This is a genomic window from Streptomyces sp. NPDC002580 (assembly GCF_042889485.1).
In the GTDB taxonomy this organism is placed as follows: Bacteria; Actinomycetota; Actinomycetes; order Streptomycetales; family Streptomycetaceae; genus Streptomyces.
The window spans coordinates 124981-151972 of sequence record NZ_JBIAQZ010000007.1; the positions used below are offsets into that span (position 1 = coordinate 124981).

Below are 26992 nucleotides of genomic sequence, written 5' to 3' on the forward strand. Positions count from 1 at the left end.
CTACGGTTGTACCACGGGGGCGCATCAAGGGTCTCATGAGGACACGTGCGCGGGCGTACGGTCCCAGTCATCCGGCAGAACGGGAACCGGCCAGCCCGGATCGGGCCTCCAGTGCTGCCATCCGTCCGAGAACGGCGCGCCCCAGGCGCGGATCACCTCGACCGCCGACCACCCCGCCTCCCGTACGCGTGCCGCCAGTCGAGCATCCATCAGACCGGCCCGCTGCGCCATCGCGAACTCGTCCTCGTCGAGCCATCGCCAGGTCCGGTCCGGGTGGACCGAGATGTCGAGGAAGTGATCCTCGGAGTCCACCCCGCCCGCCCAACGGGTCAGTGGAGCCTCCAGGTTCACGTACCAGTTCTTGAAACGCCAGCCCTGATCCCAGAACAGCCACACCGACCACGCGTCGCCCGGCCGCGCCAGCTTCAGCACCCCGGTCCCGAACCAGTGGGCGCGCCGCACCGCGCGCGGCTTCGTGTAGCGCGACTCCAGCGGCTCCCCGTGCACCGGCGAACCGTCGGCGAGCACGGGCTTCACGCACTCCGTACCCGGCGCCATCCACACCGCGAGCAGCTCGTCGTCGTCCCGCGCGACCGTCACGGGACGGCAGATGTGGACGTGCTCACCGGCGTTCTCCCGGTACCGCCACAGGATCTGACTCCCGGGCTCCCAGTACCCCGCCGGCCCGTCCGCTTCCGCTCGTCCCACCGCTTCACCGTCTCCCATGAAGAGATATTAGGTGCCCCGGGCATACGACGCCTCGGCCCGAGGCAGGGTTCTCCGCATCGGTGAACGGCTGTTACGGAGCCGTCATCAGGCGTTTCTTATCGCATACGGGCTGTTACGGACGCGTCATCCGCAGGACATCCAGCGCCTCGTCCAACTGTTCCAGGGTCAGGTCCCCGCGCTCCACGTACCCCGAGTCCAGCACCACCTGGCGAATCGTCCGCCGCTCCGCCAGCGCCTTCTTGGCGACCTTCGCGGCCTCCTCGTACCCGATGTACCTGTTCAGCGGCGTCACCACGGACGGCGAGGACTCCGCGTACTCCCGGGCCCGCTCGCGGTGCGCGACGATCCCGTCGATCGTGCGGTCGGCGAGCAGCCGCGAGACGTTCGCCAGCAGCCGGACGGATTCCAGGACGTTCTTGGCGATCACCGGCAGCATGACGTTGAGTTCGAAGTTGCCCGCGGCCCCCGCGGTGGCGACGGTCGCGTCGTTCCCGACGACCTGCGCCGCGACCATGAGCACGGCCTCCGGGATCACGGGGTTCACCTTGCCGGGCATGATCGAGGACCCCGGCTGGAGATCGGGCAGGGAGATCTCGGCCAGCCCGGTGCGCGGCCCGGAGGCCATCCACCGCAGGTCGTTCGCGATCTTCGTCAGCGAGACCGCGACGGTCCTGAGCTGCCCGCTGGTCTCGACGATCCCGTCCCGGGCGCCCTGCGCCTCGAAGTGGTCGCGCGCCTCGGTCAGCGGGAGCCCGGTCGCGCGGGCCACCTCCTCGATGACCGCCGCGGAGAACCCGGGCGGAGTGTTGATCCCGGTGCCTACGGCCGTGCCGCCCAGGGGCAGTTCGGCGAGCCGCGGCAGCGAGGCGCGCAGCCGCTCGACCCCGTGGCGCACCTGGGCGGCGTACCCGCCGAACTCCTGGCCCAGCGTGACGGGCGTGGCGTCCATCAGATGCGTCCGCCCCGACTTCACGACGTCGCCGAACTCCTCGGCCTTGCGGGAGAGGGCGGCCGCCAGATGCTCCAGCGCCGGGATCAGGTCGTGGGTGACGGCGCCGGTGGCGGCGATGTGGATCGAGGAGGGGAAGACGTCGTTGGACGACTGCGAGGCGTTGACGTCGTCGTTCGGGTGCACGTCCCGTCCGAGCCGCTCCGTCGCGAGCGTCGCGAGGACCTCGTTGGCGTTCATGTTCGACGAGGTCCCCGACCCCGTCTGGAAGACGTCGACGGGGAAGTGCGCGTCCCACTTCCCCGCGGCGACCTCGGCGGCCGCCTCCTGGACGGCCTCCGCGACGTCCTTGCCGATCACGCCCAGCTCGCCGTTCACCTTGGCGGCGGCCCCCTTGATCCGGGCGAGGGCCTCGATGTGCGCGCGCTCCAGGCGCTGTCCGGAGACCGGGAAGTTCTCCACGGCGCGCTGCGTCTGCGCCCGCCATTTCGCCTCCGCGGGCACCCGCACCTCGCCCATGGAGTCGTGCTCGATCCGGTACGCGCCTTCGCCCTGGCCATCTGCCATTGGTGACACCTCCATGAGGGACAGCATCCCGGAGGCCGCGCGTGTTCCCCCGCCGCGCACGGGACCGTTCGTCCGAGCGGCCCCGCGGACGCGACGGGTGAACAGCCGCCCGGCGGCGGGCCGTTCACCCCTTCCGCGGGGCGTCGTCCCGGGCGCCTCGTACGGGTCCGCGCGCCGCACGCCGTACGACGCGCGCGGGGACCCGTACGACGTCACCCAGGACGTCGCGAGGGCCCGTACTAGACCAGCCCGGGGCCCCGCACCGGGATGGAGGTGAAGGTGGGGGAGGGGGCGGGATCCTGGAAGAAGTCGTTGCCCTTGTCGTCGACGACCACGAAGGCGGGGAAGTCCTCGACCTCGATCCTCCAGACGGCCTCCATGCCGAGCTCCTCGTACTCGACGACCTCGACCTTCTTGATGCAGTCCTGGGCGAGCCGGGCGGCCGGTCCGCCGATGGAGCCGAGATAGAAGCCGCCGTGCGCGGCGCAGGCGTCCGTGACCTGCTTGCTGCGGTTGCCCTTCGCCAGCATCACCTTGGAGCCGCCCGCCGCCTGGAACTGCTCCACGTAGGAGTCCATGCGGCCCGCGGTCGTCGGTCCGAAGGAGCCGGACGCGTAGCCCTCGGGGGTCTTGGCCGGGCCGGCGTAGTACACCGGGTGGTCCTTCAGGTACTGCGGCATCTCCTCGCCCGCGTCCAGCCGCTCCTTGATCTTGGCGTGCGCGATGTCGCGCGCCACGACGAGCGGGCCGGTGAGCGAGAGCCGGGTCTTGACCGGGTGCTTCGTCAGCTCGGTGAGGATGTCGTCCATCGGCTGGTTGAGGTCGATCCTCACCACGTCGCCCGCCTCGTCGAGGTGCTCGTCCGTCGTGTCGGGCAGGAAGCGCGCGGGGTCGGTCTCCAACTGCTCCAGGAAGACGCCCTCGGCGGTGATCTTCGCGACGGCCTGGCGGTCGGCCGAGCAGGAGACGGCGATCGCGACCGGGAGGGACGCGCCGTGGCGGGGCAGGCGCACCACGCGCACGTCGTGGCAGAAGTACTTGCCGCCGAACTGCGCGCCGATCCCGATCCTCTGGGTCAGCTCGAAGACCTTCTCCTCCAGCTCCTTGTCCCGGAAACCGTGGCCGAGCTCGGAGCCCTCGGCCGGAATCTCGTCCAGGTAGTGCGCGGAGGCGTACTTCGCGGTCTTCAGGGCGTACTCGGCGCTCGTGCCGCCGACGACGATCGCCAGGTGGTACGGCGGGCAGGCCGCCGTACCGAGGGAGCGGATCTTCTCCTCCAGGAACTTCATCATGGAGCCCTCGTTGAGGACCGCCTTGGTCTCCTGGTAGAGGAACGACTTGTTGGCGGAGCCGCCGCCCTTGGCCATGAAGAGGAACTTGTAGGCGCCGCCGTCGGTGGCGTACAGCTCGATCTGCGCCGGCAGGTTCGAGCCCGTGTTCTTCTCGTCCCACATGGTCAGCGGAGCCATCTGCGAGTAGCGCAGATTCAGGTTCTTGTACGCGTCGTAGATGCCGCGCGACAGGGCCGCCTCGTCGCCGCCCTCGGTGAGCACGTTCTGGCCGCGCTTGCCCATGACGACCGCGGTGCCGGTGTCCTGGCACATGGGCAGCACGCCCGCGGCCGCGATGTTCGCGTTCTTCAGCAGGTCCAGGGCGACGAACTTGTCGTTCGCCGAGGCCTCCGGGTCGTCGATGATGCGGCGCAGCTGGGCGAGGTGCGTGGGCCGCAGGTAGTGCTGGATGTCGTGGATGGCCTCCGCGGCGAGCTTGCGCAGCGCCTCCGGCTCCACCTTGAGGAACGTGCGCCCGTCGGCCTCGAAGGTGGAGACACCCTCGGAGGTCACCAGCCGGTACGACGTGGTGTCCTCTCCCTGGGGGAGCAGATCGGTGTACGCGAACTCAGGCATCTCGCCCATTCCTCACTAGACAGACAGCTTTTGGGGCTCGTTCGCCGCGGCGGCGCGCCCCTTCGGCTCACTCGCCTGAGGCCGGCCTTCATCGGCAGCGTCCACCAGCGTAGGACCTGACAGGGGGGCCGAGGCTGTGAGGTAAGGCTCAGTTCGGACACCGGACCGACGACCCGGCCGGTCGGCGGGTTTTCCCCGGGGTGGCGCGGGAGGGGTAGTCGCGATCTATCGCGTTTGGGTACGCTGCTGCCGTGGACCTTCAAAAGCACCCCGACGCGACCCCCGCCACGGCGGCGAAGCCGGCCGAGCTGCGTGCCTCCGACGCCGACCGCGACCGGATCACCGACATCCTGCGCGAGGCCCTCGCCGAGGGGCGGCTGACCCCGGAGGAGCACTCCGAGCGGGTGGAGGGGGTGCTGGCCACCAAGACGGTGGGGGAGCTCGACCGCTTCGTCCGGGACCTGCCCGCCGCCCACACCGGCCGCGCGGCCTCCGCGTACGCCTCCGCGCCGAACCGTCCGAGCCAGGGCGCGATCCCCGCGGAGGCCGACGAGAACGTGGTGGCGGTCTTCAGCTCCGCCGTCCGCAAGGGCCGCTGGCGCGCGGGCCGCCGCATCCACGCGTACGCGGTCTTCGGGAACGTGGAGATCGATCTGAGCGAGGCGATCTTCGAGTACCAGCAGGTCGTGATCAAAGCGATCTCCGTCTTCGGCAACGTCGAGATCGACGTCCCCGAGAATGTCTCGCTGCGGGGCAGCGGCGGCGGCGTGCTGGGCAACTTCGAGGTGGACACGCTGGATTCGGGCGACCCCGACGCGCCGGTGGTCTACGTCGACGGCCTCGCCGTCCTGGGGAACGTCGAGGCGAGGCCCAAGCGCGGCAAGCTCATCGCGGACATCCTCGACCGGGTCACGGGCCGGGTGAACGAACGGGTGGCCGAGCGGCTGGACCGGAGTCTGCGCAAGCATCTGGACCGTTGACGCCCGCCCGGGCGCGGGCGGTGAACGCGCGGTGGTCCGGCGACGGACGATCGATCACGCGCGAGAAGGGCCGGGCTTCGGAACGCAGTGCATAGGCGCGCGCACAGCGGGTAGGGCTTGCTGCATCCCCTCTTGGAGGGCGCCGTGGAACTTTCCGTGGTGCCCGGCACGCTCGCGAAGCCGTCGTCAGGAGTAGACCGTGCTGCAACCGCCGCATCAGTCCCTGCAGGTAGCTGCCGTTCCGGCCCAGCGGGCGCCAGTGCGGGACAGGGATCAGGAAGCGCCATGGCACACGGAGGCGGTGTGCCGACGCGACGAGGCCGGCCTGTTCTTCGCCCCTTCCAAGGAGCCGACCGCGGCCCGACTCTCCCGTGAGGAGGCGGCGAAGCGCGTCTGTGCCCGCTGCCCGGTCATGGTGGAGTGCCGCGAACACGCTCTGCTGCAACCCGAGCCGTACGGCGTCTGGGGCGGCCTGACCGCCGCCGAGCGCCGTGTCGTGCTCGCCAGGCGCCGCCGCCGCGAGCTGGAGCTGAACAAGGCCGCACGCGGGCCGATAGCCGCGGCCGGCTGACAGCCGCGGACGGGAAAGGGGCGCCCCTCCGCACAAGGGGCGCCCCTTCCGCGCCTCGCGGCGCCCGGCCCGGCTGGGCCGGCGGTCCTACTTGGCGCGGTCGAAGTCGATCGCGCTGTAGGCGCGCAGCTTGCTCAGCCGGTGCTCCGAGGTGATCTGGCGGACCGTCCCGGACTTGGACCGCATCACGATCGACTCGGTCGTCGCGGTCTCGGAGCGGTAGCGCACTCCGCGCAGCAGCTCGCCGTCGGTGATCCCGGTCGCGACGAAGAAGACATTCTCGCCGGAGACCAGGTCGTTCGTGGTCAGGACGCGGTCGAGGTCGTGCCCGGCGTCGATCGCCCGCTGCCGCTCCTCGTCGTCCTTGGGCCACAGCTTGCCCTGGATGGTGCCGCCGAGGCACTTGACCGCGCAGGCCGAGATGATGCCCTCGGGCGTGCCGCCGATGCCCAGCAGCAGGTCGATGCCGGTGCCCTCCCGCAGTGCGAGGATGGAGCCGGCGACGTCGCCGTCGGAGATCAGCTTGATGCGCGCGCCGGTGTCCCGGATCTCCTTGATGATCCCGTCGTGGCGGGGCCGGTCGAGGATGACGACGGTGACGTCCTCGGGGGTGACCCGCTTGGCCTTGGCGACCCGGCGGATGTTCACCTCCACGGGCGCGTTGATGTCGACGAAGTCGGCGGCCTCCGGGCCGGTGACCAGTTTGTCCATGTAGAAGACCGCGGACGGGTCGAACATGGTGCCGCGGTCGGCGGCGGCGAGCACGGCGATCGCGTTCGTCATGCCCTTGGCGGTGAGCGTGGTCCCGTCGATCGGGTCGACGGCGATGTCGCACTCGGGGCCGGTCCCGTCGCCCACGCGCTCCCCGTTGAAGAGCATCGGGGCCTCGTCCTTCTCCCCCTCGCCGATGACGACGACGCCGTTCATCGAGACGGTGGAGACGAGGGTGCGCATGGCCCGTACGGCGGCACCGTCGGCGCCGTTCTTGTCGCCGCGGCCGACCCAGCGGCCCGCGGCCATCGCCGCGGCCTCGGTGACCCGGACGAGTTCGAGGGCGAGGTTCCGGTCGGGGGCTTCCGACGGTACTTCGAGTTCGGACGGCAGATGATGCTCGGTCATCGACACGCACCTTTCTGATACGACGACGGCCGGATGAGGGTGATGTCCCGACTCTATCGCCAGGCTTACAAAATGAGCAGGGGGCCCCACGGATGAGCGGACCAGGGCACCTGCGACGATAGGGGCGTGGCAGGTATGAAAGGCAAGCAGTCGGTCCGGGACATGATTCTTTCCCTGGGCCTCATCGGGCTCATGGCGGGCGTCATCTACATCTTCATCCCGCATGACGACTCCGAGCCCGATCTCAAACGTGTCGACTACCGTGTCGAGCTGCTCACGGCCCGCCGCGCGGCGAGTTATCCCGTGGCGGCACCCGAGGGGCTGTCCACGGCGTGGAAGCCGACCTCGGTGCGGTACGACGGCAGTGAGTTCGATGTCTGGCACCTCGGTTTCCAGACCCCCGACGGTCAGTACGTCGCGGTCGAGCAGTCGACTCAGCGGCCGGCGGTGTTCATCGACTCCGCCAGCCAGGGCGCCCGGCGGACCGAGGGCACCCAGCGCATCGGCGACCGGACCTGGCAGCGCTACGAGGGCGACCACTACGACGCCCTCGTCCTCACGGGCAAGGGTTCCACGACGGTGGTCACCGGCACCGGGTCGTTCGGCACGCTGACGAAGATGGCGCAGGCGCTGAAGACGTCGTAGCCCCCGAGGGGGCCGTACGGCACCCTCGGGCGCACAGGTGCACGAGAAGGGCCCCCGGCACGGTGTGCCGGGGGCCCTTCTCGTGCGCGGCGCCGGAATCGTCCGGCGGCGACGCGGTGGGTCAGACGGTCGTGATGACCTGGTCGGCCTCCAGGCGCGGGGAGCGCGGGAACCAGGCGTCCTCGCCCGGCTTGCCGATGTTGACGACCATCAGCGGGGTGTGGTCGTCGTCCAGGAACTCCTTGCGGACGCCCTCGAAGTCGAGGCCGGTCATCGGGCCGGCGGCCAGCCCGGCGGCGCGGACGCCGATGATGAAGTAGGCGGCCTGGAGGGTGGCGTTCAGCGCGGCGCTGGACTCGCGCACCGAGCGCTCGCCGAAGAAGCCCTTGGCCGCGGGGAAGTGCGGGAAGAGCTGGGGCAGCTCGTCGTGGAACTCGTTGTCCGCGGAGAGGATCGCGACCAGCGGGGCGGCGGCGGTCTTCTTCTTGTTGCCGTCGCCCAGGTGCTGCACGAGGCGCTCGCGGGCCTCGGCGGAGCGGACCAGGGTGATGCGCAGCGGCGACTGGTTCATGGAGGTCGGGCCGTACTTGACCAGGTCGTAGATCGCCTGCACCTGCTCGTCGGTCACCGGCTCGTCGGTGAACGTGTTCGCGGTGCGGGCCTCGCGGAACAGCAGGTCCTGAGCGGCGGGGTCAAGGACGAGAGACATGAAGAACCTTCTCGGTATGTGCGGTGGGTCCCGGGGGACCGGTTGGCGATGACGACAGTACGGCGGAGAGGTTTAAATTTCAACCAAAACCGGGACGTGGTGATCCGCTTCACAGGTGCCGGGGATGCGGGCACACTCGCCCGGGGTGAGGGCGGGCATCCGCCCGCGCGCCGGTCGGAGCCCGGGTTCCGCGTCGCCGGTCGTCGGCCGCCCGCCGTGAGGGCCGGAGCGCGGCGCGCCGCTCCCCGCTCGCCGCTCGCGAGAAGTCGGAGTCGGAGCCGCGTTGCCGGCCGCCCGCCGTGAGGGCCGGACCATGGTGCGCCGCTCGCCGCTCGCCGCTCGCCGCTCGCGAGGAGTCGGGCCCGGAGGCGGAGTCGGCGCCGGTGTCCGAACCTCGCTGCTCGGCGTCGGCGGCGGCGCCGGGTGTCGTCACTCGGGGGCGGTGCCGGTGTTCCCTTCCTTCGGCTCCTCCTCGGCCAGGGCCGCGTCCAGGCGGGCCCGAGCGCCTTCCAGCCAGCGCCGGCACACCTTGGCCAGCTCCTCGCCCCGCTCCCAGAGCGCCAGGGACTCCTCCAGGGTCGTACCGCCCGCCTCCAGGCGGCGTACGACCTCGATGAGCTCGTCCCGTGCCTGCTCGTACCCGAGCGTCTCGTCCACCTTGCTGGTCATACGTCCACCCTATGCATCGACTCGAACCGTGAACTCACCCTCGGCGACCCGCGCCCGCAGCGTCTCGTCCGCCGCGACCTCGGCCGGATCCCGGACCACGGAGCCGTCGGCCTGCTGCAGCACCGCGTACCCCCGCCGGAGGGTCGCGGCGGGGGACAGGGCCACCACGCGCGCGTGGGTGTGCGCCAGCTCCGAGTCCGCGCGGTCCAGGAGGTGGCCGAGAGTGCGCCGGCCCCGGTCGAGCAGCGCGGCGACCTGGTCCGCCCGCACCTCGATCATCCGGTGCGGATCCTCCATCGAGGGCCGGGCCAGCGTGTGCGCGAGGCCGCGTTCCTCCCGGTCGACGAACGACTGGACGCAGCGCCGCGCGCGGTCCCGGAGGAGCCGCACCCGCTCGTACTCCTCGCCGACGTCCGGCACGACCTTCTTGGCGGCGTCGGTCGGTGTGGAGGCCCGCAGGTCCGCCACATGGTCCAGCAGCGGGTTGTCGGGCTCGTGCCCGATGGCCGACACGACGGGTGTACGGCAGGCCGCGACCGTCCGGACGAGCTGCTCGTCGGAGAACGGCAGCAGATCCTCCACGCTGCCGCCGCCGCGCGCGACGATGATCACGTCGACCTCGTCGAGCGCGTCCAGCTCCTTCACCGCCTGCACGACCTGTGGCACGGCGTGGACGCCCTGCACGGCGACATTGCGCACCTCGAAGCGGACGGCGGGCCAGCGGTGCCGCGCGTTCTCCAGCACGTCCCGCTCGGCCGCCGACGCGCGCCCGCACACCAGCCCGACGAGCTGGGGGAGGAACGGCAGCGCCTTCTTCCGCTCGGGCGCGAACAGCCCCTCGGCGGCCAGGGACTTCTTCAACTGCTCCAGGCGGGCGAGGAGTTCACCCACCCCCACCGGCTTGATCTCGGTGGCCCGCAGGGACAGCTGCCCGCGCGGCGCGTACCACTCCGGTTTGGCGTGCACCACCACCCGGGCGCCCTCGCTGACCACGTCGGCGATCGCGTCGAAGACCTGCCGGAAGCAGGTCACGCCCACCGAGACGTCGTGCGAGGGGTCGCGCAGCGTCAGGAAGACGACGCCCGCGCCCGGTCGCCGCGACAGCTGGGTGATCTGCCCCTCCACCCACACCGCGCCGAGCCGGTCGATCCATCCCCCGATGAGCCGGGACACCTCGCCGACGGGCAGCGGGGTGTCCGCGGACGTGTTCAGAGCCATGCGCCGAGCGTAGTGGCCGCCACCGACAACGGGTTCGCGCTCCGCGCCGCCCGCGCCCGCGCGGCGGTCCGCGTGCCGGACCCCGCCCCTGACGGGGAACCCGCCCGGCCCACCGCTGGGCCCGCTGCTCGGGCCACCGCTCCGGCTCCCCGCGGTCCCGCCGAGGAGGCGATCATCGACCCGCCGGACGCGGCCTTACGATGGGGGCATGACTGCTTCGCCTGGCCGCCGTGTCCTGCTCGCCGCCCCCCGGGGCTACTGCGCGGGCGTGGACCGTGCCGTGATCGCCGTCGAGAAGGCCCTCGAGCAGTACGGGGCCCCGATCTATGTCCGTCACGAGATCGTCCACAACAAGTACGTCGTGCAGACCCTGGAGAAGAAGGGCGCGATCTTCGTCGAGCGGACGGCGGAGGTCCCCGAGGGGTCCATCGTCATGTTCTCGGCGCACGGCGTCTCCCCCGTCGTCCACGACGAGGCCGCCGCGGGCAAGCTCGCCACCATCGACGCGACGTGCCCGCTGGTCACCAAGGTCCACAAGGAAGCCGTCCGGTTCGCGAGCGAGGACTTCGACATCCTCCTCATCGGCCACGAGGGCCACGAAGAGGTCATCGGCACCTCCGGAGAGGCTCCCGACCACATCACGCTGGTCGACGGCCCCGAGGACGTCGCCAAGGTCGAGGTCCGCGACCCCTCCCGGGTCGTCTGGCTCTCCCAGACCACCCTCTCGGTCGACGAGACCATGGAGACGGTCGACGCCCTGAAGGAGAAGTTCCCGCTGCTCATCTCCCCGCCGAGCGACGACATCTGCTACGCCACGCAGAACCGTCAGCTCGCCGTGAAGCAGATGGGCGCCGAGGCCGAACTGGTCATCGTGGTCGGCTCGCGCAACTCCTCCAACTCGGTACGACTCGTCGAGGTCGCCAAGCTGGCCGGCTCCCGCGAGGCGTATCTCGTCGACTTCGCCGACGAGATCGACGAGGCGTGGCTGGAGGGCGTGAACACGGTCGGTGTCACCTCCGGCGCCTCGGTCCCGGAGATCCTCGTCGAGCAGGTCCTGGAGTACCTGTCCCAGCGAGGCTTCGAGGATGTGGAGCTCGTCAAGGCCGCCGAGGAGTCCATCACCTTCTCGCTGCCCAAGGAACTGCGCCGCGACCTGCGCGCGGAGGCCGCCGCCCTGGTGGAGCAGCGCACCGGCGGCACACCCGGGAAGTGACGGTCCGTCGTACGTCGTAACGTGGGTCCATGCAGATCTTCGGTGTGGACATTGGTGGATCCGGGATCAAGGGCGCCCCTGTGGACCTTGACCGCGGGGACCTGGCGGAGGAGCGCTTCAAGGTGCTCACCCCGCACCCCGCGACGCCCGACGCGGTGGCCGACGGCGTCAAGGACGTCATCGGCCACTACGGCTGGACGGGCCCGGTGGGCATCACCTTCCCGGGCGTGGTGACCGGTGGCTCCACCATCCGTACGGCGGCCAACGTGGACAAGGCCTGGATCGACACCGACGCGCGCGCGTTGCTCGGTGAGCGGCTGGGCGGCCTGCCGGTGACCGTGCTGAACGACGCGGACGCGGCGGGCGTCGCCGAGATGCAGTTCGGGGCCGGCCGCGACCGCCGGGGCACGGTCATCCTGCTGACCTTCGGCACCGGCATCGGCAGCGCCCTCTTCATCGACGGCGAACTGGTCCCGAACACCGAGCTGGGTCACCTGGAGCTGAACGGCCACGACGCCGAGAAGCGGGCCTCCACCAAGGCCAAGGACGACAACGAACTGACCTGGGAGCACTGGGCGCGCCGCGTCACCAAGTACCTCGCCCACGTCGAGATGCTCTTCTCCCCGGAACTCTTCATCATCGGCGGCGGTGTCAGCCGCAAGGCGGACAAGTTCCTGCCGCTCATCGAGGGCATCACGGCGGAGATCGTCCCGGCCCAGCTCCAGAACAACGCGGGGATCGTGGGCGCGGCGATGCGAGCGGCGAAGCTGGCGCAGTAACGGCGCCGCCGTCCCGACAGGGGCGGTCGCCACCGCGCCCGCCGACCGGGGCGCGCCCACGCACGCGGCCCGCGACGGGGCCCCCGGCCGCAGGCGCGCCTTCCCGGCCGGGGACAGGGTGCGGCGCGGACGGGTGCCGTGCGAACGGGAACGCGGACAGCCGCGCCGACGTCCGCGAGGCTGACACGGGGCCGCGACGGCGGTGCCGCCGTCCGTGAGGGCACGGGGCGGCGGTTCAGCGGGCCTGTCGGTCGGCCGGCAGGCCCCGCGCACGGGCCGCCCGCCGCTGGGCCGCCCGGCGGCTCAGCAGCCGTACCTTGCGCACGGCCGCGACGAGGGCCGCGAGCAGTGTCCCCGCGTACAGCCAGCCCGCCTGGAGGGCGAGCGCGGTGACCAGGCCCATGAAGCGGCCGCCCATGCCACCGCTGTCGTCGGCGACGGGCAGCAGCCCGAAGGTGAAGGCGATCGGCACGACCACGGGGGCGATCACCAGGTCGCCGGGCCGCACCCACAGCGCGGTCAGCGCGCACACCGGCAGGAACAGCACCCCGTAGACGGTCAGCGAGCCGCCGAACAGCAGGCGGTCGAGGCAGGCCAGGACGAACATCGACGCGCCGCAGAACAACCCCCCGCCGAGCCCGGTGAGCCGGGGGCCCGGCATCGGCCGCGCCTCCCGGACGCCGGCGGGCGAGGGCCGCCGCGCGACCGGGGCCCCCCGTCTCCCGGTGTCACCCGCGGGCCGCCCGCCCTGGGCCGGAACAGGTGCACCGCGTCGCGGTCTGTGCTGAGGGGGACGCGTCCTGTGTTGCTCCACTGGACCAACTTAGGTCGTTTTATGTGCCGAATGGCTTCTCGGACACGCCGGAGACAGGCCAGGGGCGCGGTCATGGAAGGGCTTGGCCATGCGTTCGATACCTCGCGGGCAGGGGCCGGGTCACGCCGTAGACTGGTGGATCGGCCCGCGCTCCTCGAGGGCCCTTCGCCCATCCTCTCGTACGGGAAGTCGCAACGTGTCGCTCACGATCGGAATCGTCGGTCTGCCCAATGTCGGCAAGTCGACCCTGTTCAACGCCCTGACCAAGAACGACGTGCTCGCGGCCAACTACCCGTTCGCCACGATCGAGCCGAACGTCGGTGTGGTCGGCGTCCCCGACACCCGTCTCACCAAACTGGCCGAGATCTTCTCCTCGCAGCGGATCCTCCCGGCGACCGTCGACTTCGTGGACATCGCGGGCATCGTGCGCGGCGCCAGCGAGGGCGAGGGCCTGGGCAACAAGTTCCTCGCGAACATCCGCGAGTCGGACGCGATCTGCCAGGTCATCCGTGCCTTCAAGGACGAGAACGTCGTGCATGTCGACGGCAAGGTCTCGCCCAAGGACGACATCGAGACGATCAACACCGAGCTGATCCTCGCCGACCTCCAGACGATCGAGAAGGTCCTGCCGCGCCTCCAGAAGGAGTCGCGGATCAAGAAGGACGTCCTGCCCAAGGTCGCGGCGATCGAGGCGGCCCAGGAGATCCTGGAGAAGGGCGACACCCTCTTCTCCGTGGGCATCGTCCAGGGGTCCGGCAAGGAGGAGCTGCTGCACGACCTGCACCTGCTCACCACCAAGCCGTTCCTCTACGTCTTCAACGTGGACGAGGACGAACTGGTCGACGAGGACTTCAAGGCCGCCCAGCGCGCCCTGGTCGCCCCCGGCGAGGCGATCTTCCTCAACGCCAAGCTGGAGCAGGACCTCGCCGAGCTCGACGAGGAGGACGCCCTGGAGCTCCTGGAGTCCGTGGGCGCCGAGGAGCCCGGCCTCGCCACGCTGGCCCGCGTCGGCTTCAACACCCTCGGCCTCCAGACCTACCTGACGGCAGGTCCCAAGGAGTCCCGCGCCTGGACGATCAAGAAGGGCGCCACCGCCCCCGAGGCCGCCGGTGTCATCCACACCGACTTCCAGAAGGGCTTCATCAAGGCCGAGGTCATCTCCTTCGCGGACCTGGTCGAGACGCGTTCCGTCGCCGAGGCCCGCGCCAAGGGCAAGGCCCGCATGGAGGGCAAGGAATACGTCATGCAGGACGGCGACGTGGTGGAGTTCCGCTTCAACGTGTAGCGGGTGACGTAACACCACGTCGCTGATCTGGCAAACGCTCAGGTCAGAGAGGGTCCGACTCTTCGGAGTCGGGCCCTTGGTCTTTTCCCGTGCTGGGATGGTGCTGGGATAACTGACCCATCGTCACCCGTCGTCATCCCTGGTCATCCGTACTGTGCTGGGATTGTGCTGGGACGTGGATGTGATGCTGGGTTCTGCTCTGGCGAGTGGCTGAACCGTGGGACGGTGGCTGCTGGCTCTGGCAAAGTGATCGGCACTGCTAGACGATTCTCGTGAGGAACTTGTGAGCGCGCTCGGTAGCTTCATCTGGTCTATCGCTGACCAACTTCGGGGCCCCTATCGCCCCAACCAGTACGGGACAGTGGTGCTCCCGTTCACGATCCTGCGGCGACTTGACTGCATCCTTGAGCCCGATCAGGCGACGGTGCGAGAGCTGGCAGCGAAGTTCGATAACCCGAACCGGCTCAAGGTCGAGGTCAAGAAGGCCACGGGGCGGACCTTCTACAACACCTCCAACTACTCGTTCGCGAACTTGCTGGCCGACGCGGATGGGCTGGCGGACAACCTGGCCGACTACATCGATCGGTTCTCCGCCGATGTGGACGTGTTCGAGTACTTCGACTTCAAGAAGGAGATTCTGGCCCTGGAGAAGGCCGGGCTCCTGCGCGAGATCGTCAAGTCATTCGGCAAGGTAGACCTCCACCCAGATATGGTGTCGAACTCCGACATGGGCGACGCCTTCGAATACATCATCCGCAAGTTCAACGAGGCAGCGAACGAGACTTCCGGCGACCACTACACGCCGCGCGACGCGATCCGGTTGTTGGTCGACTTGATCTTCGCGGAGAAGGACGTCGACCTCACCGAGGGCGGCATCATCCGATCGCTATACGATCCCACCGCTGGCACCGGCGGCATGCTGTCCCTGGCAGAGGAGCACCTTCTCGCCGAGAACCCCGACGTGAAGCTGGGCTTGTACGGCCAGGAGTACAACCCGCAGTCGTACGCCATCTGCAAGTCCGACCTGCTCGCCAAGGGTCACGACGCGACCAACATCGCCTTCGGTAATACGCTCACCGACGACGCCTTCAAGGGCCGCCAGTTCGACTACTGCATGTCCAACCCGCCCTATGGTGTGGACTGGAAGCAGTACGCCAAGGCGGTCAAGGAGGAGCAAGACTCCGCCGGCCCCTACGGCCGTTTCGCACCGGGCCTCCCCGCGACGTCCGACGGGCAGATGCTCTTCCTGCTCCACCTGGCCCACAAGATGCGCGCACCCGAGGATGGTGGCGGCCGCGTCGGCATCGTCATGAACGGCTCTCCACTCTTCAACGGCGCCGCCGAATCCGGCCCTTCCAACATCCGCCGGTGGCTGCTGGAGAACGACCTTGTCGAGGCGATCGTCGCCCTGCCGACCAACATGTTCTTCAACACTGGCATCGCCACCTACATCTGGATCCTGGACAACACCAAGCACCCTGACCGCCAGGGCAAGGTGCAGATGATCGACGGCACGTCCTTCTGGACCAAGATGCGCAAGAACCTCGGTGCCAAGGGACGAGAGATCAGCGACGCCGACCGCGCCAAGGTCGTGCGGCTGTACGCAGGCTTCGAGGACGCCGATCCTGAGCTCTCCAAGGTGCTGCGCAACGACGAGTTCGGCTACTGGACAGTCACCGTTGAGCGCCCCCTGCTGGACGAGGGCGGGAGCCCTGTTGTCAACCGCAGGGGTGACCCGAAGCCCGATTCAAAGAAGCGTGATACCGAGAACGTGCCCTTCACCTACGGCGGCTCGACCGCCGGCGCGGCAGCGGAGCGCGAAGTCATCCAGACGTACTTCGATGCGGAGGTGAAGCCGCACGTTCCCGACGCTTGGATCGACTGGGCCAAGACCAAGACGGGGTACGAGATCCCCTTCACGCGGTACTTCTACAAGTACGTTCCGCCTCGTCCGCTCGCGGAGATCGACGCCGACCTGGAAAAGCAGGTCGCCAAGATCCTCGATCTCCTCCGCGAGGTGGAGGGATGAGCGACTTTATCCGCCTCAAGTGGCTGCTTTCGGAATCCGATATCCGAGCGGGAACGAAAGCCGAAACCTTGCCCCTTCTGTCTGTGTCGATCAGTTGGGGCGTCCGGCGCCGGGAGGCGACGGAGACGACTACAAGGGCGGCAGCCGAGGATCTGTCCAACTACAAGATCTGCCGCGCGGGTGACCTTGTCATCAACCGTATGCGGGCGTTCCAGGGGGCCCTTGGCATCGCCCCGGAGGACGGTATCGTCAGCCCGGACTACGCCGTGTTGAGTGTCGGCCCGACGATCGATACCCGTTGGCTAAAGTACTTTCTCACGGGCAGATCCACCGTGGCGACCATGGCCAGTTTGGTTCGAGGCATCGGCGGAACAGAGGCTGGGAACGTCCGAACCCCCCGACTGAACATCGCCGACCTGCTGTCGATGACCGCGCCTCTCCTATCCGCAAAGGAGCAGAGTGCCATCGCTGACTACCTCGACCACGAGACGGCCCGCATTGACACACTCATCGATGAGCAGCAGAGACTGATCGAGACGCTCCGCGAGCGGCGGTTTGCGCTTCGTGTCAGCGTCGCCTTGCATGGAACAGCTCAGACCGAAGAAGTCGAGAGTCCTCTTCCTTGGGCAAAGAAACTGCCAGCACACTGGCGCGTTGTCCCGCTCACCTCAGTCGCTGAAATTGAAAGCGGACATACGCCGAGCCGCTCGCGCGAGGACTGGTGGCAGGACTGTCATATCCCGTGGGTAAGCCTCCACGATGTTGGGATGATACGGGGCGTTAAATACCTGCACGAAACGGCTCAGCGCATCAGTGATGCTGGGATTGCCAACAGCTCCGCCCGTCTTCTCCCGGCACGAACTGTCGTCCTCTCACGAGACGCGACTGTCGGGCGTACGGCGATCATGGGTGTTCCGATGGCGACGTCGCAACACTTCGCGGCATGGGTATGCGGACCAGATCTGGACCCCGAGTACCTCTGGGTTTTGTTTGAAGATGCGATGCAACCCTTCTTCGACTCGTTCCAGAACGGATCAACCATCCGAACCATCGGCATGGGAGATCTGAAAGCCTTCCGCATCCCACTTCCACCGCTCGACGAGCAGCGCCGCATCGTCGAATGCCTGGACGAGGAGACCTCGAAAATCGACATGCTCATCGAAGAGGCCGCACGGTTCATCGAACTCTCAAAGGAACGCCGATCGGCACTGATCACGGCGGCCGTGACAGGACAGATCGACGTACGAGAGGCGGCGTAATGGCCGACCACAACGAGGCGGTCTTCGAGAAGGAGATCTGCGAGTACCTCGAGGCACGCGGCTGGCTGTACTCGGTGAACGATCACGACGGCGGCGAGTACGACCGCGAGCGGGCGCTGTTCCCGGCGGATCTGTTCGCGTGGCTGGAGGCGACGCAGAAGCCGGCGTACGAGAAGGCCCTGAAGGCGGCGGGGTCGCAGGCGAAGTTTCTTGACGTGCTGGCCGCAGCGTTGGACAAGCCCCTGGAACATGGTGGCGGGACGCTGAACATCCTGCGCAACGGGGTCCAGTACATCGGTGGCGGCCGGTTGAAGATGGCGCAGTTTCGTCCCGAGACCTCGCTCAACTCAACCACCGTGTCGCATTACGAGTCGATGCGGGTGCGGGTGGTGCGGCAGGTGCACTTCTCGACTGCCGACCAGCGCACCATCGATCTGGTGTTCTTCGTCAACGGGCTCCCGGTGGCCACGGTGGAGCTGAAGACCGACTTCACCCAGTCGCTGGACGAGGCGATCAACCAGTACAAGCATGACCGCAACCCGCTGACGAACGGGCGCCCGGAGCCGCTGCTGTCGTTCGGTCACCGGGCGCTGGTGCACTTCGCGGTCTCCAACGGCCTAGCGGCCATGACCACGAAGCTGGAGGGGGACAAGACCCACTTCCTTCCGTTCAACATCGGCTTCGACAGTGGTGCCGGCAACCCGCCTGGCGCGGACGATGGGTCGGCGACGGCGTACCTATGGGAACGCGTCTGGGACAAGCACGCTTGGCTGAACGTCATCGGGCGGCTGATGATCGTGCAGACCAAGGAGGAGTGGGACGTCACCACCGGCACCTCCGTGCGACGTACGAGCATGCTCTTCCCGCGCTTCCACCAGTGGGAGGCCGTCACGAGCATTGTCGCCGCAGTGAAGGAGGAGGGTGTCGGGCACCGGTACTTGATCGAGCACTCGGCCGGGTCAGGGAAGACGAACACCATCGCCTGGACCGCCCACGGGCTGGCCCGACTACATGATGCCGACGACAAGAAGGTCTTCGACTCCGTCATCGTGGTCGTGGACCGTACCGTGCTCGACTCCCAGCTGCAGGATGCGATTCGGCAGATCGACGGGAACAAGAAGATTGTCGCGACGATCAGCCCCGAGGACGTTCGCAAGGCTGGCGCGAAGTCGAAGTCGGGTCTGCTGGCGCAGGCGTTGAAGAACGGCGAGCTCATCATCGCGGTGACGGTGCAGACCTTCCCGCATGCGTTGGAAGAGATCCGGACCGACGCCGGCCTGAAGGGCAAGCGATTCGCCGTCATCGCCGATGAGGCGCACTCCTCCCAGTCGGGCCAGATCTCCTCGAAGCTGAAGCAGGTGCTGACAGCCGAGGAGGTCAAGGAGATTGAGGAGGGCGGCGAGGTCGATGTGGAGTCGGTGCTGGCTTCGGAGATGACCGAGCGGGCCGAATCGGAGAACATCTCCTACTTCGCTTTCACTGCGACGCCGAAGAACAAGACCCTTGAACTGTTCGGCCGCAAGGGGCCCGACGGGAAGCCGCACGAGTTCCACCTGTACTCGATGAAGCAGGCGATCGAGGAGGGCTACATCCTCGACGTACTCAAGGGCTATCAGTCCTACGACACTGCGCTGCAGATCGCCGGCAAGGCCGAGGCCGGTGACGGAGGCGAGGTCGAGGAGGCCGCCGCCCGCAAGGGGCTGATGAGGTGGGTTCAGCTCCACCCGACGAACGTCAGCCAGAAGGTGCAGATTGTCGTCGAGCACTTCCATGCCAACGTCGCCTACCTCCTCGAAGGTAAGGCGAAGGCGATGGTGGTGACCGACTCGCGCAAGTCCGCGGTGAAGTACAAGCTGGCGATAGACGCCTACATCGCCAAGCGCCGCGCTGAGGACGCCTCGTACAACTACCGCACCCTGGTTGCCTTCTCGGGTGGGGTCACAATGCCTGAGAACGAGACCTGGCACAGCGACTGGGGCCCGCAACCGTCGGCGGACGACGAGTTCACTGAGGCCAATATGAACCCCGGTGCTGGGGCGGATCTGGCGGCCGCCTTCAAGGGCGACACGTACAAGATCATGCTGGTCGCCAACAAGTTCCAGACCGGCTTCGACCAGCCCTTGCTCTCGGCGATGTACGTCGACAAGAAGCTGTCGGGAGTCACCGCGGTGCAGACGCTCTCGCGCCTCAACCGCACCCACCGCACCGCTGGTGGGGAGCAGAAGCGCAAGACGTTCGTCATCGACTTCGCCAACAAGCCCGAGGACATCAGGGCGGCCTTCGAGCCGTACTTCAAGAACGCGACTCTGGAGACCGAGACCGACCCGTATGTCGTCGTCCACCTAGCCAACAAACTCGCCCAGGCCGGGATCTACACCGAGGACGACGTCCGCAAGGTCGCCGAACTGTGGGTGACACGGAAGGGCAACAACGCTCTCTCGGCAGCGATCAGCCCGGCACAGCACGATTTTCGGCGCCGCTACGCGCGGGCGATCGAGGAGGAAGACCAGGTAAAGCTCCAGGAGCTCGACCTGTTCCGCAAGGACGTCTCCACCTACGTACGGCTCTACGACTTCATGTCCCAGATCGTCGACTACGGCGATCCCTACATGGAGATGCTCTCGATCTTCCTGCGCCTGCTGGAGAAGGTGATTGCCGAGTCCGCTTGGGCGGCCGACGTAGACCTCTCCGACGTGGTGCTGGTCGGAGTCAAGCACAACAAGGCGATCCCGGTCGACATCTCACTCGTGGGTGACGGGCAGCTGAAGGGCATCAGCGCCGCCGGTACGGGAGCGAAGAAGGATCCGAAGTACGTCGCGCTTCAGGTCGTCATAGACAAGATGAACGACCTCTTCGGCGCCGAAACGTTCGCTGCCTCCCAGATCAGGGAGTTCGTACAGGGCCTCTTGCAACTGTTGCTCGCCGACCCGAACCTGGTCCAGCAAACCAAGGTGAACTCTAAGAAGCAGTTCCTGGAGTCACAGGACTTCCAAGCCGCCGTCACGGAGGCAGTCGCAGACAACCAGGACGCTCACAACACGATGGCTGACTACTTCTTCACCGACGGGCCGGCGATCAACTCGATCATCATGGCCCTCGCGGATGCCTTCTACGAAGCAGCGGTCGAGCCCTATGCAGTCGCCGGCAGCGTGGTTGCGGTTGACGTGGCACCTCCGGCGCTTTCGGCACCGCCACGCTGCCGAGCGCATCTGACGCTCTTGGACGACAACCCCAGTGTGGGGACTCCAGTACACGTGACACTGAAGCTGGTCGCTGAGTCCCAGCATCCCTGGGCCCGCCCGGGTGAGCGGCCCGCGCTGGACATCGTGGCCGTGCCGTTGAGCGGCGCGGAGGTTGCACCAGCCACGATGGCGTACCACCCTGGAGACGTCGAATCCGAGCAGTTCCGCTTCACGGCCCTGGAGCCCGGCACACACCGGATCCGGTTCACCCTGGTACATCACGACACAGGCACCGTCTTGCAGCAGGTGGAGTCCGACCTGTCCATCACGGAGACAAAGCCCAGTGGGCCGGGGAATAGACAGCTGCGGCCACGCACGGGGAGGGCCTGACCGATGCCCCGTGAATTGACCACCCGCATTGTGCAGGACCCCAGCGACGGCTTCCGCTTCCTGCCGCACCTGACGACGGCAGCTCCCGACCTCCTCGTCAGCTTCGACGTCCTCGGCGGGGGTCGGATCCGGGCGCGGATGTCAGGATCGGCCGTTCCGGCACTCCACGGCACCGAACATAAGGTTGACCTGCATGCCCGGCCCGATGAGGTCCATGGGGTGGCGGCCCGGCTCCGTGCCCGATGGAAATCGGAGTTCGTTGACTTCCAGCCAGTCGACGACCTGGGTCGGTCTGTACAGGGTCGATGGCGCCCGTACGCAACGTCTGCGGACCTCAGGGCCGAACCTGAGGAGGAGCTGCGCCGGGTAGTGGCCGATCTGGCTCGAAGCGGGGAATCACTGCTGTTTAGTACTCTGCTGCGCGGTGACGACGAACCGACCAAGATATTCCGCAACTCCCTGCGTTCGGCCTTGTCCCAGGAGGGGCTGCGGGTACGGTTCGACTCCGATCTCCATCTGCCCTGGCCCTTGCTGTGCACAACCGAAGATTCCACCGTGCCTGCAACCTTGGAGGTTCTCTTCACTTGCTTCCTCGGCTATCGGCATCAGATCGAGCACACCGGTGATGCCTACGCGTGGATCGGGCCGCCCGGAGCAGCCCACGAGCGGCCCTCGGTCAGCCTGAACCACGACGTCCGCGTGGGCAGCGCCACCCGTGCGGATGAAGTCGCGAAGGCACTGACGGCGGGCACGGAGTACACCGTACGAACGACTTATGAGGAACTCGTCCGCGATCTGGGGAAGCCCGAGCTGGACGAGCAGTTGATGTACTTCTGGTGCCACGGAGAGTTCGTCGGCAACCTTCCCGAACTCCCGACCCTGGTCGTCAGGCTCACCGACGGCACCCCCTTCGACGGCCACACCGTACGTGAGCTAAGGGCAAACTACCGGCACGGTTGTTTCCGACCGCTTGTCCTACTCAACGCCTGCCACACCGGAGTCTCCGAGGCGAGTGCGGACCGAGCGTTCCTTGGGAGCATGTTCATCGAGCACGGTGCGCAGGGTGTGCTCGGGCCGCAGATCGCGATGCCGCAGGCGTTTGCTGCCGAGTACGCGCTCGAGTTCGTCACCCGCTACCTGCGCGGGGCGGCGACCGCTGGCCAGATTACTCATGAGTTGGCCCGGGACTTCGCCGTCCGATACCGAAATCCCCTGGGGTTCGCCTACGGTCTGCACTGCGGCATGGATGCTCGTCTGGATCGGACAAGTGGAGGCGAGGCGTGAGCCGTGTCGGCACGGTGGAGGTCGTTGACCTGGATGCGACGGGCTGGCTGCTCGACGCTGACACGGGTGAGCCTGTGCCCGAGGCCTGGCTGCGCCATTACTTCGCGGAGCGCCTCGCCCCGCCTGCCTGGGCGACGGACATACTCGTCTATGTCCACGGTTGGCAGACCTCGCCCGACTCCGCCTACCGCACCGCTGAGCGATTGTTGTCTCTGATGCACGGCGCCTTTGTGACAGCCCCGGCCCGGTATCCGACCCTAGCGGTCAAGGGCTTCAGCCCATGGTGTGTCGTCGTGCGCTGGCCATCATCCAGCCTGGTCACCCCCACCGGCTACCGCAGGATCCGGGACCGGGCGCACGCGATGGGCGCACGCGACGGAGGAGGCCACGCCGCCCACATCCTGGGCCGACTCCTCGGCTATCTGGACGCCGAGCGCGCCGACCCTGGAGCAGCGCCCGTGCTCGCCAACCGAGACGGTCAGTACCTCCACCTCGTCGGGCACTCCTTCGGCTGCCGCTTCCTGTGCGAGGCGGTCCAATGGTCGGCAGACGCCCGCCTTGATGACACACTCGGCTGGAGCGTGACAGACCACTCGCCATCCCGCCCGTTCACCGCCGACAGCATGCTGCTATTCCAGATGGCCGCAAGCCGGGATGCGTTCCTCTCGCTCTTTCCGAACATCCTGCCGAGCGAGGCGCATGACGGCGCTCCGCTGAGGGGCCCCGTCGTCGCCACTTACTCCCGTCACGACCGGGCGACGGGGTTCTGGCACCTGCGGGCCGAGCAGCAACCCGGCATCGGACACTCCGGAATTGGTCCGGCCCCAGCACCCATGTTCACCACACCCCTGTTGCCACTCGACGAGCGGTATCCGCACTCCGCGCTCGACCACCGTTTCGTCAACATCGACGCCTCCGATGTGTATGTTCGCGGGCGCCACCTCAATCCGGCAGGTGCCCATTCCGATCACGTGCGCGCTGAGTCGGCACACCTGCTACTCACTCTCGCGGACTACTCGCGCTGAGGAGACGGTCCAAGGTCCCCATCGGCAGAGGAGCTGCATCGTCGTGCAACTCGTGTACGCCGCCACCGCTGATCCGCTATGTCTCGCGCAGCCGACCGTGGCACCGCTCACTGAACCTTGATCCTCCCGGGCCCTTCAAAATGACCCCACGGGGTTCGTTGGGCATAGCCGCGGGATCGGAGAGGCAGCGCTCGTGATCAATACACCTAGTGCGCGATCGCGAACCTGAAGCGCGTGCGGCCCTTGCTCACCAGGCGCTCCACTCAAGCGGAGACGGCCGAGTAACGCTGCGCCGACCGGTTCGTGGAGGCGTGCGCACACCTCCCCGAACCGGTTCTTTCCGGCCGACCACTCCGCACGACAAAGCCGCTTGACGGAATTTCGGCGTTCCTGGAATTCGCCGGAGGTGCAGAGCGCCGACGGCAGTAGCGACGGCAACGCCACGAATTACAGCGAACGAGCACGAACACTGAATCGCTGTCAACTCGCATCCTGGCAAGCGAAGTTGCAGCATCATCCCCCTTGACCGTCGGTTCGTCGCGCAACGCCTGCAAGGCCATCAGTCCGGCGAGCGGGAGCCCAGCCGCCCCGGTGAAGTCCAGCGACTGCGGCATCTTCGCCACGCAGCGGCGAGCGCCAAGATCCGCCGGGCGGGCCGCCGCCGGGGTGTCGGCTACCGCTACCTGTTCATGCACCCCAGCGGAGCCGACCTCGAAGTACTGGCGGGCCTCGTCAACAAGGGCACCCCCAAGACCGTCACCGACCGCGTCTTCCCTTCGAGTAGATCGCCGACGCCTTCGCCTACCTGGAACGGGGTCACGCCAAGGGCAAGGTCGTCGTCCAGATGTCGGGATCCAGTCGCGATCAGCAGGTGGATTCAAGATGAGTGAACGCCGAGGTCAGACGTCCTTGATCTGTACGCGGTCGCCGCACAGTTTCGACCAGTCGTCGCGATCCGAGGTCAGTACGAGGGTAGGTGCCGGGGAGCGAAGCGCCATCGCGGCGACGAGGGCATCGATGGCGTACTTGTGGCCGTGTAGACCGCCGGCGTCGCTCAGCAACTGCACCGCGGCGAGGCTGTCCGCCTGGGTGACGTCCTGGACCTGAAGGCGGGAGAGTACCCAGCGCAGCCGGGCGCTATCGGTCTTCCCGTAGACGGCCTCCACCACTGTCAGGGCCGACACGAGGACGGGCACGCCTACGCGCCGAGCGGCCTCGATCCGGGCGATCATCTGACGGTCGTTGCGCAGCAGCAGCGACAGTGCCTGGGAGTCCAGGACCAGGGTCCTGGCCGCGGGCTCTTTCATGCGGCGCTGTCGTTCGACGCGTAGGGCGCCGGTGCGTCACCAAACAGTTCGCTCTGCGCGGCCTGGACCTCGGCATCGCTCAGCGGCTCGTGCTCGGCTTCGTAGGCAGCCACGATCTCGGCGAGGCCATCCATGGCGAGCTGATGCCGGACCGCCGCCGTCACGTATGCGGACACGCCGCGCTTACCGGTACGGGTGCGCAGGGCACCGAGGAGTTCGGAGGGCATCGACACGGAGATGTTCTCCGTGCCACCGGGGCGGGATGACTTCATGGCCACAAGTCTAGTACAGAAACTATTACAGCGTCTGGAGTGCTGTGCGGCCTGTATCCGGGGCGGGCGTTGATGCGTAGTCTTGGCGCTTCTGGAGCTTCTTGTACTTTGCAGGGAATCCCGTGCTGGGGTGGTGCTGGGATGAACCCACATAATCGCAGGTCAGGCGGGTCGTGGTGGAGTTCCGCTTCAACGTCTGATTGGACGTGGACAAACGGCCTGACCTGCGAGAAAGCAGGTCAGGCCGTTGTGTGGTCCGCAGCTGTCCGCAGAACCTGGAGCGGCTACGTGTCGTAGACCTTGGAGCGGTGTCCGATGTGTACGACCCACACCACCAGCTCCCCGTTGTCGATCGTGTAGACGACACGGTAGTCGCCGACCCGAAGGCGGCGGCGCTCAGGCTGGGATACGAGTGGTGTGGTGTTGAAGCCGAAGGGATCGCTCTCCAGCTCTGTCAGTTTGGCCAGGATGCGAAGCGCCATGTCACGCGGGATCTTGCGCAGCTCGGCCTGGGCCTCGGGCCGGAACACCGTGCGGTAGTCACTCACTGCGTGCCAGCGTCTCCCTCATCACGTCCTCGATCGGGACGCCGACGGCCGGGCTCGCCATGCGCTCGTCGATGATGCGGTTGATCTCGCGCTCCTCCCACTCCTGGTACTTGCGCAGCACGTCGATCGAGACCACGGCGGCGACCTGCTTGCCGCGACGGGTGATGACAGTGGGCACGTCGTCACGGTCGGCCCGTTCGACGACTTCGGCCAAGTGGGCGCGTACGTCGCGGATGGACTCTATGGGCAGCGGCTGAGTCATGCTTCAAGGGTACCGAGTGTGCCATGTGTACACAATGTGAGCGGGGATCGCCCACCTCCTCGAAGACCTCGATGGCGGTCAACTGCCCGAAGCCGCCGAGGGAGGGCAGTCCGTCGATGATGGCGGGGACGGCGTCGGAGCCGATGCCGATCAGTTCCGCGCGGGCGTCGTACGACGGGCCGGTTCAGATTCCGCGTACCCACGCCACGGTGAACGGTGTCTCGGGGGTGCCCGGGCCCATCGGTCCGCCCTTGTCGAACTGGGAGCGGACGACGAGGGTGCGGCCGTGACGGCGCACCAGCGTGGTCGGGATCTGCAGTGCGGGATCGGTCAGGACGCGCTCAAGCCGGGCCGAGGTGCCGTCCGCCGACAGGCGCCAGCGGCTGATCGCGTCGGTCTTGTTGTGGGCGGCCCACAAGGTGTCGCCGACCAGTTCCAGTCCGTCGCCGTTCACCAGGTCGCCGCCGTGCAGGGTGACGCGACGGATCGCTCCGGTGGCGAGGTCCACCCGGTAGAGGGCTCCCCCGGTCATGTCGACGGTGAACAGGCAGCGGTCCCCGGCCGCGATTCCGTTCAGGGTGAAGGTGCCGGCCGGGTGCGGGGCCAGGACCCCGCCGAGGTCGTGGGCGGGTGTGAGGGTGGCGTGGCCGCCGTGGGTCCTGGCCTCGGCGAGATCGGCCGGTGCCACCCGGTAGACGACCTCCCGGACGCTGTCCGTCAGGTACGCGCTGCCGTCCGCGGTGATCGCGATGTCGTTGACGAAGCGCGGGGCGTCGCCGGGCACGTCGAAACGGGCCAGCGCGGAACGGGTGCGTACGTCGTAGACGGAGACCCCGGCCGTCGAGTCGGTCACCCAGAGGCGGCCGGCGCGGTCGACCTTCAGGCCGTTGGCGGTGTGCCGTCCGTCCCTGCCCGCGGGCAGGAAGATCTCGGCCGTGCGACTTCCGGGCACCGCGCGGTAGACGGCGCCGGTGGTGTACGAGCCCACGTACAGGGCCCCCGTGCGGGGGTCTGCGGCGATGCCCTCGGGGTAGGCGCGGTCGTCCGGAAGGGTGAAGGCGGTGGAGACGCGGGCGGCGGGCGTCGAGGGGACGGGAGTGCGAGGCGCGGCGCTCGCGGAGGAGACGCCCACCGCGGTAGCGGCCGCGGTCGCGGCGGCGGTCAGGAACGTGCGGCGCTGGATCGAACGGGACACGACGAAACCTCTCGGTCTTCTCCTGGGATATCGATGAGCGCGAATGTAGATTAGAACTCTAATGCTCGTCAACGTCTTTACTGAT

General features: G+C 67.8%; 24 protein-coding genes. 11 read left to right on the forward strand and 13 right to left on the reverse strand.

What is annotated here, in order from left to right:
• Positions 1 to 33: 33 nt before the first annotated feature.
• The 3 genes from ACFYW7_RS22145 to ACFYW7_RS22155 all read right to left on the reverse strand — a co-directional run bounded on the left by ACFYW7_RS22145 (position 34) and on the right by ACFYW7_RS22155 (position 4152).
• Positions 34 to 726 carry a DUF402 domain-containing protein gene (locus ACFYW7_RS22145; RefSeq protein ID WP_389504883.1) on the reverse strand — a complete coding sequence of 231 codons (693 nt, stop codon included), beginning with the start codon at positions 724 to 726 and terminating at the stop codon, positions 34 to 36.
• 115 nt (positions 727 to 841) lie between these two features.
• Positions 842 to 2245: a class II fumarate hydratase gene (locus ACFYW7_RS22150; RefSeq protein WP_389504885.1), complete on the reverse strand. Its 1404-nt coding sequence runs from the start codon at positions 2243 to 2245 to the stop codon at positions 842 to 844.
• 239 nt (positions 2246 to 2484) lie between these two features.
• Positions 2485 to 4152 carry a fumarate hydratase gene (locus ACFYW7_RS22155; protein WP_389504887.1) on the reverse strand — a complete coding sequence of 556 codons (1668 nt, stop codon included), beginning with the start codon at positions 4150 to 4152 and terminating at the stop codon, positions 2485 to 2487.
• A gap of 251 nt (positions 4153 to 4403) precedes the next feature.
• On the opposite strand from ACFYW7_RS22155, the gene ACFYW7_RS22160 reads away from it, so the two are divergent.
• Both ACFYW7_RS22160 and ACFYW7_RS22165 read left to right on the forward strand, forming a co-directional pair.
• Entirely contained in the window at positions 4404 to 5132 is a 729-nt protein-coding gene (locus tag ACFYW7_RS22160; protein ID WP_389504889.1) for a DUF1707 domain-containing protein, read from the forward strand.
• A 199-nt stretch (positions 5133 to 5331) separates the two neighbouring features.
• A complete protein-coding gene (locus ACFYW7_RS22165) occupies positions 5332 to 5703 on the forward strand; it encodes a WhiB family transcriptional regulator (protein WP_389504891.1) in 372 nt (123 codons plus the stop codon).
• An 87-nt stretch (positions 5704 to 5790) separates the two neighbouring features.
• On the opposite strand, the gene glpX is transcribed toward ACFYW7_RS22165, so the two are convergent.
• Positions 5791 to 6822, reverse strand: a complete 1032-nt coding sequence (gene glpX / locus ACFYW7_RS22170; RefSeq protein WP_389504893.1) for a class II fructose-bisphosphatase — start codon at positions 6820 to 6822, stop codon at positions 5791 to 5793.
• Positions 6823 to 6948: 126 nt separating this feature from the next.
• On the opposite strand from glpX, the gene ACFYW7_RS22175 reads away from it, so the two are divergent.
• Positions 6949 to 7467 carry a DUF4245 domain-containing protein gene (locus ACFYW7_RS22175; RefSeq protein ID WP_389504895.1) on the forward strand — a complete coding sequence of 173 codons (519 nt, stop codon included), beginning with the start codon at positions 6949 to 6951 and terminating at the stop codon, positions 7465 to 7467.
• Between the two features lie 121 nt (positions 7468 to 7588).
• Here the strand turns inward: ACFYW7_RS22175 and ACFYW7_RS22180 are convergent, their stop codons facing one another.
• The 3 genes from ACFYW7_RS22180 to xseA all read right to left on the reverse strand — a co-directional run bounded on the left by ACFYW7_RS22180 (position 7589) and on the right by xseA (position 10063).
• Positions 7589 to 8176 (reverse strand): malonic semialdehyde reductase, encoded by a 588-nt coding sequence (locus ACFYW7_RS22180; RefSeq protein WP_389504898.1) that lies wholly within the window; start codon positions 8174 to 8176, stop codon positions 7589 to 7591.
• 429 nt (positions 8177 to 8605) lie between these two features.
• Positions 8606 to 8845 carry an exodeoxyribonuclease VII small subunit gene (locus ACFYW7_RS22185; RefSeq protein ID WP_389504901.1) on the reverse strand — a complete coding sequence of 80 codons (240 nt, stop codon included), beginning with the start codon at positions 8843 to 8845 and terminating at the stop codon, positions 8606 to 8608.
• Between the two features lie 9 nt (positions 8846 to 8854).
• Complete coding sequence (gene xseA / locus ACFYW7_RS22190) at positions 8855 to 10063, reverse strand: exodeoxyribonuclease VII large subunit (RefSeq protein WP_389504903.1); 1209 nt, start codon at positions 10061 to 10063, stop codon at positions 8855 to 8857.
• Between the two features lie 208 nt (positions 10064 to 10271).
• Between xseA and ACFYW7_RS22195 the strand changes: the two genes are divergently transcribed.
• Entirely contained in the window at positions 10272 to 11276 is a 1005-nt protein-coding gene (locus tag ACFYW7_RS22195; protein ID WP_389504905.1) for a 4-hydroxy-3-methylbut-2-enyl diphosphate reductase, read from the forward strand.
• 29 nt (positions 11277 to 11305) lie between these two features.
• Entirely contained in the window at positions 11306 to 12055 is a 750-nt protein-coding gene (gene ppgK / locus ACFYW7_RS22200) for a polyphosphate--glucose phosphotransferase (RefSeq protein ID WP_389504907.1), read from the forward strand.
• A 235-nt stretch (positions 12056 to 12290) separates the two neighbouring features.
• On the opposite strand, the gene ACFYW7_RS22205 is transcribed toward ppgK, so the two are convergent.
• Entirely contained in the window at positions 12291 to 12716 is a 426-nt protein-coding gene (locus ACFYW7_RS22205; protein ID WP_389504909.1) for a DUF6542 domain-containing protein, read from the reverse strand.
• A 349-nt stretch (positions 12717 to 13065) separates the two neighbouring features.
• On the opposite strand from ACFYW7_RS22205, the gene ychF reads away from it, so the two are divergent.
• From ychF to ACFYW7_RS22235, 6 genes are all read left to right on the forward strand, one after another.
• Positions 13066 to 14154 (forward strand): redox-regulated ATPase YchF, encoded by a 1089-nt coding sequence (gene ychF, locus ACFYW7_RS22210; RefSeq protein ID WP_389504911.1) that lies wholly within the window; start codon positions 13066 to 13068, stop codon positions 14152 to 14154.
• A 283-nt stretch (positions 14155 to 14437) separates the two neighbouring features.
• The gene (locus ACFYW7_RS22215) at positions 14438 to 16183 is read left to right on the forward strand and encodes an N-6 DNA methylase (protein ID WP_389504913.1); all 1746 of its coding nucleotides are present in this window, start codon (positions 14438 to 14440) and stop codon (positions 16181 to 16183) included.
• Positions 16180 to 17442: a restriction endonuclease subunit S gene (locus tag ACFYW7_RS22220; RefSeq protein WP_389504915.1), complete on the forward strand. Its 1263-nt coding sequence runs from the start codon at positions 16180 to 16182 to the stop codon at positions 17440 to 17442. The genes ACFYW7_RS22215 and ACFYW7_RS22220 overlap by 4 nt, the downstream gene beginning before the upstream one ends.
• Positions 17442 to 21014 (forward strand): type I restriction endonuclease subunit R, encoded by a 3573-nt coding sequence (locus ACFYW7_RS22225; protein ID WP_389504917.1) that lies wholly within the window; start codon positions 17442 to 17444, stop codon positions 21012 to 21014. Before ACFYW7_RS22220 ends, ACFYW7_RS22225 begins: the two co-directional genes overlap by 1 nt.
• A 3-nt stretch (positions 21015 to 21017) precedes the next feature.
• Positions 21018 to 22298: a CHAT domain-containing protein gene (locus ACFYW7_RS22230; protein WP_389504919.1), complete on the forward strand. Its 1281-nt coding sequence runs from the start codon at positions 21018 to 21020 to the stop codon at positions 22296 to 22298.
• Complete coding sequence (locus ACFYW7_RS22235) at positions 22295 to 23323, forward strand: hypothetical protein (RefSeq protein WP_389504921.1); 1029 nt, start codon at positions 22295 to 22297, stop codon at positions 23321 to 23323. The genes ACFYW7_RS22230 and ACFYW7_RS22235 overlap by 4 nt, the downstream gene beginning before the upstream one ends.
• An 899-nt stretch (positions 23324 to 24222) precedes the next feature.
• Here ACFYW7_RS22235 and ACFYW7_RS22240 read toward each other — a convergent pair.
• From ACFYW7_RS22240 to ACFYW7_RS22260, 5 genes are all read right to left on the reverse strand, one after another.
• The gene (locus tag ACFYW7_RS22240; protein WP_389504924.1) at positions 24223 to 24630 is read right to left on the reverse strand and encodes a DNA-binding protein; all 408 of its coding nucleotides are present in this window, start codon (positions 24628 to 24630) and stop codon (positions 24223 to 24225) included.
• The gene (locus tag ACFYW7_RS22245) at positions 24627 to 24902 is read right to left on the reverse strand and encodes a hypothetical protein (RefSeq protein WP_388382656.1); all 276 of its coding nucleotides are present in this window, start codon (positions 24900 to 24902) and stop codon (positions 24627 to 24629) included. Before ACFYW7_RS22245 ends, ACFYW7_RS22240 begins: the two co-directional genes overlap by 4 nt.
• A gap of 284 nt (positions 24903 to 25186) precedes the next feature.
• Positions 25187 to 25450 (reverse strand): type II toxin-antitoxin system RelE/ParE family toxin, encoded by a 264-nt coding sequence (locus ACFYW7_RS22250; RefSeq protein WP_389504927.1) that lies wholly within the window; start codon positions 25448 to 25450, stop codon positions 25187 to 25189.
• The gene (locus ACFYW7_RS22255) at positions 25443 to 25712 is read right to left on the reverse strand and encodes a type II toxin-antitoxin system Phd/YefM family antitoxin (RefSeq protein WP_101400445.1); all 270 of its coding nucleotides are present in this window, start codon (positions 25710 to 25712) and stop codon (positions 25443 to 25445) included. The genes ACFYW7_RS22250 and ACFYW7_RS22255 overlap by 8 nt, the downstream gene beginning before the upstream one ends.
• A 184-nt stretch (positions 25713 to 25896) precedes the next feature.
• The gene (locus tag ACFYW7_RS22260; protein WP_389504930.1) at positions 25897 to 26907 is read right to left on the reverse strand and encodes an SMP-30/gluconolactonase/LRE family protein; all 1011 of its coding nucleotides are present in this window, start codon (positions 26905 to 26907) and stop codon (positions 25897 to 25899) included.
• Positions 26908 to 26992 lie beyond the last annotated feature (85 nt).

Bases quoted from the DNA above. Each gene is read 5' to 3' on its own strand.
- ACFYW7_RS22225 (WP_389504917.1), top strand. From the start codon at position 17,442: ATGGCCGACCACAACGAGGCGGTCTTCGAGAAGGAGATCTGCGAGTAC.
- ACFYW7_RS22220 (WP_389504915.1), top strand. From the start codon at position 16,180: ATGAGCGACTTTATCCGCCTCAAGTGGCTGCTTTCGGAATCCGATATC.
- ACFYW7_RS22245 (WP_388382656.1), bottom strand. From the start codon at position 24,902: ATGAAGTCATCCCGCCCCGGTGGCACGGAGAACATCTCCGTGTCGATG.
- ACFYW7_RS22240 (WP_389504924.1), bottom strand. From the start codon at position 24,630: ATGAAAGAGCCCGCGGCCAGGACCCTGGTCCTGGACTCCCAGGCACTG.
- ppgK (WP_389504907.1), top strand. From the start codon at position 11,306: ATGCAGATCTTCGGTGTGGACATTGGTGGATCCGGGATCAAGGGCGCC.
- ACFYW7_RS22195 (WP_389504905.1), top strand. From the start codon at position 10,272: ATGACTGCTTCGCCTGGCCGCCGTGTCCTGCTCGCCGCCCCCCGGGGC.
- ACFYW7_RS22230 (WP_389504919.1), top strand. From the start codon at position 21,018: ATGCCCCGTGAATTGACCACCCGCATTGTGCAGGACCCCAGCGACGGC.
- ACFYW7_RS22205 (WP_389504909.1), bottom strand. From the start codon at position 12,716: ATGCCGGGCCCCCGGCTCACCGGGCTCGGCGGGGGGTTGTTCTGCGGC.
- ACFYW7_RS22150 (WP_389504885.1), bottom strand. From the start codon at position 2,245: ATGGCAGATGGCCAGGGCGAAGGCGCGTACCGGATCGAGCACGACTCC.
- xseA (WP_389504903.1), bottom strand. From the start codon at position 10,063: ATGGCTCTGAACACGTCCGCGGACACCCCGCTGCCCGTCGGCGAGGTG.
- ACFYW7_RS22255 (WP_101400445.1), bottom strand. From the start codon at position 25,712: ATGACTCAGCCGCTGCCCATAGAGTCCATCCGCGACGTACGCGCCCAC.
- ACFYW7_RS22180 (WP_389504898.1), bottom strand. From the start codon at position 8,176: ATGTCTCTCGTCCTTGACCCCGCCGCTCAGGACCTGCTGTTCCGCGAG.
- ACFYW7_RS22145 (WP_389504883.1), bottom strand. From the start codon at position 726: ATGGGAGACGGTGAAGCGGTGGGACGAGCGGAAGCGGACGGGCCGGCG.
- ACFYW7_RS22155 (WP_389504887.1), bottom strand. From the start codon at position 4,152: ATGCCTGAGTTCGCGTACACCGATCTGCTCCCCCAGGGAGAGGACACC.
- ACFYW7_RS22185 (WP_389504901.1), bottom strand. From the start codon at position 8,845: ATGACCAGCAAGGTGGACGAGACGCTCGGGTACGAGCAGGCACGGGAC.
- glpX (WP_389504893.1), bottom strand. From the start codon at position 6,822: ATGACCGAGCATCATCTGCCGTCCGAACTCGAAGTACCGTCGGAAGCC.